Genomic DNA, 4,423 nt, shown 5'->3' with positions numbered 1-4,423 from the left:
AAAAAAATCAATTCATAATCGTGCAAACACCATTAACACAATTTATGGTATTTGGCGGATTTACAACCATACAGTCTGAAATTGCACCAATTTCAATATTATATTGATGATCCATTTCATAATATTCTGTAACCAAAGTTTCTAGGGTATTTTGATCAACAGTATTTGGATAAACCAAATATTCTCTTGGGCCACCGCAAGGTTTTGCTCCGAAAGCAATGTAAAGACAATCGGTTGCATTGGAACACGAATAACTCTGAATATAATTAAGAATTTCCTGTTTCTTTTGAGCTAAAATCTCAGGAGTGGTTCTGTTATCGTCTTCATCACAATGAAAACTTTGTAACAAAACAAATAATAATGCGATACGAATTAAATATTTCATAAATATCTATATAGCGTTTTTATTTCACTTTTTATTAGCAAAACTCGTTGTAAGCATCTTTTAAATTTTCAGCAATTAACTCTGCTGGACGACCTTCAATATGATGACGCTCTAACATGTGCACTAATTCTCCGTCTTTAAACAATGCCATACATGGAGACGAAGGAGGAAAAGGAAACATGTGTTGACGCGCTGCATCTACTGCCTCTTTATCAACACCAGCAAAAACAGTCACTAATTGCGATGGTTTTTTACCACCTTCTAAACTCATTTTAGCTCCTGGGCGTGCATTTCTAGCCGCACAACCACAAACCGAGTTGACAACCACTAAGGTGGTGCCTTCATTTTTTAAAGCATTTTCAACGGCTTCTGCACTATATAATTCCTGAAAACCAGCATCTGTTAATTCAGCACGCATTGGTTTAACCATTTCTTCTGGATACATAATTTATTTATTAAGTTATAAACAACAAAGCTACGAAGATTTTTGCTTGCTTGCGAATATCAATTCTTAAAGATTTGTTATGATTTTATTGTTATTTGGTTTCTAAAGAAAGCGATGTGCCAGTGCTTTAATAAAAAGCAATTTTGGGCACTTGCTCATAATTTGTAAATCTTCAAGAAAAGAGGTTTCTTCATCTAAAAATTTAAAAATTAAGGTTGTGTTTCCTTTTTCAAATAGTGCTGAAAATATTTTGGAACCCAGTTCGTTTTTTGAATGTAAAATATCCAATAACAATAAATCATACAGCCAAAATTTATCTTTTTTATGAAATTTAGTAAAGTTGGATTCTGATCTTAAAAATTGAACCAATGCTTTTGATTTTTTAGTTGTATTTTTAAATGTATAACCGGTGCTGGCTTTTGTCCAACCGCCAGCCGAACCAATATTGATGATGTTTTTAGTATTGTGGTTCCAAAAAGGGTAACAGGTCATTGGAATGTTGCCTTGTTCTTTTTCGATGATTTCATATTCTGTTATGCCCAGATTTTTTATGTAATTCTGAATTTCAGATTCGTATGCTTCTTTATGAAGTAAATCTTTTGAAAAAAGCGTATATTCTAATAAAGCTTCATGTTCAGAAGTTGGTAAAATATACATGAAACGCGTATTGCCTTTTTGTTCTATCGAAAAATCCATGAAAGTGGCGCAATTTGGAGTAAAAACTGCTTCTTTACTTTTGATGAACCAACCGATAAAATGTTGTTGAATTAATGGAAATTTGGTTTGTGCATTTACAACACTTGGACGGTAAATCGAATTAAAAATTTTGTTACACGTAAACGTTCCTTGGTCAATTTTCACTTCGCAATGCGTTCCAAAATCGGCAAAATCAACTACTTTATGATTGAGAAAATGTATGTTATTATGTTCTGAAATTTTCTTGAAAACCAATTCGTAAAAGCCTAAACCATTGATTTTTTTATATTGATAAGGCGATAATTCTAAAACGCGATTGAAATTTTCATTTGCAAAAACGGCTTGATCCCATTTTTTAGAAACAATTTCATCAAATAAATTGTGTTCATCCCAAAAACACCAAGTTCGGTCGTTTGTTTTTTTAGTATGTTCATCAATTAATAAAATTGATTTATTTTCAAAATTTCCAGACAAAAGCATCTCATAGACGGTCATTAAAGCCGATAATCCTGAACCTGTAAAAATATAATCATGGTGTTCCATGTTCCAAATTTACTAAAATACTTGTTTTTATAGGTCATTTAGCCTTAAATTTGAAAAAAAAATAAGCCATGTTTCAAATTGTTTTAGATTTTTTTGAGAGCATTGACCCAATTTTAGCCGCTTTAATAGCCACTACTTTTACTTGGGGTTTAACTGCATTTGGTGCTTCGTTTGTATTCTTTTTTAAAAATATGAATCGGGTGGTTCTAGACGGAATGCTTGGTTTCACCGGGGGTGTAATGGTGGCAGCGAGTTTTTGGAGTTTATTAGCACCTGCCATAGAAATGACTGAAGGCGCTGGATTTATGAAGGTAATTCCGGCAGCAGTAGGTTTTTTGTTAGGCGCCATTTTTATTTTTGGATTGGATAAAGTTTTACCGCATTTACATATAAATTTTCAAGAAACGGAAGGGATTAAATCGCCTTGGCAACGCACTACTCTGCTTGTTTTGGCCATAACTTTACATAATATTCCCGAAGGATTAGCGGTTGGTGTACTTTTTGGAGGAGTTGCCGCAGGAATTCCAGAAGCTTCAATTGCCGGAGCAGTAACTTTAGCTATTGGAATTGGTATTCAAAACTTTCCTGAAGGGATTGCCGTTTCTATGCCTTTACGCAGAATGGGAATGAGTCGCTGGAAGAGTTTTATGTATGGACAATCATCAGCTATTGTAGAACCTATTTTTGGAGTTATTGGAGCGGTTGCGGTTACTTTTTTCACGCCAATTTTACCTTATGCACTAGCATTTGCAGCAGGAGCAATGATATTTGTTGTTGTTGAAGAAGTTATCCCAGAAACACAACAAGATAAAAATACAGATATTGCCACTTTAGGTTTTATTGGGGGCTTTATCGTAATGATGATGTTAGATGTTGCTTTAGGTTAATGACACGCGCAATCATCACCACAAGGTTTTGATTTCTTTTTACTTTTTTTCCAAAAGAATTTTTGTATTAAAAAACCAATTGCAATAGCTAAAGAGACATAGACTAAAATTTCTTGTACCATCTTATTTCAAAATTTGATAAGCAATTAATGCCGTTATGTAAGCAAATCCACTCATAAAAACGAGTTGGACTATTGGCCATTTCCATGAATTCGTTTCTTTTTTGACAATTGCTAATGTAGAAATACATTGCATAGCAAAAGCATAAAACAACAATAAGGAAATTCCAGTGGCAAAATTGAATATTTTTTTACCCGTTTCCGGATGAACTTCTGCCGCCATTCTATTTTTAATTGTAGTTTCTTCTTCACTTCGACTTCCTACACTATAAATAGTTGCCAATGTGCCCACAAAAACTTCGCGTGCTGCAAACGAACTCACCACAGCAATGCCAATTTTCCAATCGTAACCTAGTGGTTTAATAACAGGTTCAATGGCTTTCCCTATGTAGCCAATGTATGAATTTTCTAATTTATAAGCATTCACTTGATCTTCAAATTCTTCTGTAGAAATGGTTTTATTTTTATTTTTTTGGGTGATTATTTGTTCAGCATTATTGAAATCATCACTTAAACCATGGGAACCTAAATACCACAAAATTACCGATAGGGCTAAAATTATTTTCCCGGCACCTGTTACAAAAGCTTTTGTTTTTTCTAAAACGTTTAGTCCAACATTTTTAATCATTGGAATTTTATAACTTGGCATTTCTACCACAAAATAAGATTTGCAACTTAATTTTAAATATTTATTGAGTAAGTACGCAGAAAAAACAGCCATTCCAAAACCTAATAAATACAGCGCCATAAGGGTTAAACCTTGTAAACTTAAAAAACCAAAAAGTCTTTTTTCGGGAATTATTAAAGATATTAAAATAGCATAAACAGGAAGCCTTGCAGAGCAAGTAGTAAAAGGGGTAACTAAAATGGTAATTAAACGTTCTTTCCAGTTTTCAATATTTCGAGCACTCATAATTGCCGGAATAGCACAAGCTGTTCCTGAAATTAAAGGCACAATACTTTTTCCAGACAAGCCAAATTTTCGCATGATTTTATCCATTAAAAACACCACACGACTCATATAACCACTTTCTTCTAATACGGAAATAAAGAGGAATAAAAACGCAATTTGCGGGATAAAAATTACGATACCACCTATTCCAGGAATTAACCCTTCGCTAATCAAATTAGTAAATTCTCCTGCTGGGAGTTGTTGTTTAGCGATCGTACTAAAATTAGCAAATGATTCATCAATAAAATCCATAGGAATGCTACTCCAATCAAATAAAAATTGAAAAATAAGCATTAAAACTCCAAAGAAAATTACATAACCAAAAATTTTATGGGTTAAAACGCGATCAATTTTTGCTCGAATATCAGTTGCTTTTGAACTATCTATTTTTTGACC

5 protein-coding genes are annotated in these 4,423 nt (G+C 33.2%); 1 reads left to right on the top strand and 4 read right to left on the bottom strand.

Going from position 1 to position 4,423, the window contains the following annotated elements; genetic code table 11:
* Nucleotides 1-7: 7 nt before the first annotated feature.
* The 3 genes from ACIQZC_RS09320 to ACIQZC_RS09310 form a co-directional block, all read right to left on the bottom strand.
* The gene (locus tag ACIQZC_RS09320) at nucleotides 8-385 is read right to left on the bottom strand and encodes a hypothetical protein (RefSeq protein ID WP_396138955.1); all 378 of its coding nucleotides are present in this window, start codon (nucleotides 383-385) and stop codon (nucleotides 8-10) included.
* A 34-nt stretch (nucleotides 386-419) separates the two neighbouring features.
* Nucleotides 420-830 (bottom strand): BrxA/BrxB family bacilliredoxin, encoded by a 411-nt coding sequence (locus ACIQZC_RS09315; RefSeq protein ID WP_396138954.1) that lies wholly within the window; start codon nucleotides 828-830, stop codon nucleotides 420-422.
* 102 nt (nucleotides 831-932) lie between these two features.
* Nucleotides 933-2,069 (bottom strand): lycopene cyclase family protein, encoded by a 1,137-nt coding sequence (locus ACIQZC_RS09310; RefSeq protein WP_396138953.1) that lies wholly within the window; start codon nucleotides 2,067-2,069, stop codon nucleotides 933-935.
* A gap of 68 nt (nucleotides 2,070-2,137) precedes the next feature.
* Here ACIQZC_RS09310 and ACIQZC_RS09305 point away from each other — a divergent pair, with 68 nt between their 5' ends.
* Entirely contained in the window at nucleotides 2,138-2,956 is an 819-nt protein-coding gene (locus tag ACIQZC_RS09305; RefSeq protein WP_396138952.1) for a ZIP family metal transporter, read from the top strand.
* Nucleotides 2,957-3,079: 123 nt separating this feature from the next.
* Here the strand turns inward: ACIQZC_RS09305 and feoB are convergent.
* On the bottom strand, nucleotides 3,080-4,423 hold a 1,344-nt coding region (gene feoB, locus ACIQZC_RS09300; RefSeq protein WP_396138951.1), incomplete at its 5' end, for a ferrous iron transport protein B.

The sequence above is a fragment of the Flavobacterium sp. genome, from assembly GCF_044338735.1.
Classification (GTDB): domain Bacteria; phylum Bacteroidota; class Bacteroidia; order Flavobacteriales; family Flavobacteriaceae; genus Flavobacterium.
Note: the sequence above shows the minus strand (reverse complement) of the source record. Positions and strands in the feature narration are given on the sequence as shown.